General features: G+C 45.2%; 1 protein-coding gene. It reads left to right on the top strand.

The window, feature by feature from the left end:
* Positions 1-473, top strand: a 473-nt coding sequence (locus ACTD9P_RS29785) for a gamma-glutamyltransferase (protein WP_438870440.1), incomplete at both ends; no start/stop codon positions are given.

Genomic DNA, 473 nt, shown 5'->3' on the forward strand with positions numbered 1-473 from the left:
TCCTTGACGAGAACGGCAAAGCTATCCCTTTCTCCGAACGCGTTACTAAAGGGACTGCAGTCGGTGTTCCGGGAACATTAAAAGGACTTGAAAAAGCGCTCGACAAATGGGGCACACGCTCCATGAAACAACTCATCACCCCTTCCATTAAACTTGCCTCAAAAGGCTTTCCGATCGATTCGGTTTTAGCTGATGCCATCTCAGATTATAAAGACAAATTATCACACACCGCTGCAAAAGACGTGTTTCTTCCGGACGGAGAACCTCTGAAAGAAGGAGACACACTCATCCAAAAAGACTTAGCCAAAACATTTACAGCTATTAAGTACAAAGGCACAAAAGCATTCTATGACGGTGCATTCTCCAAAAAGCTTGCGGAAACAGTGCAGGAATTCGGCGGCTCAATGACAGAAAAAGATATCAAAAACTTCAATGTGACGATTGACGAACCGATCTGGGGGGATTACCAGGGC

The sequence above is a fragment of the Pseudomonas onubensis genome, assembly GCF_965653655.1.
Lineage (GTDB): Bacteria > Pseudomonadota > Gammaproteobacteria > Pseudomonadales > Pseudomonadaceae > Aquipseudomonas.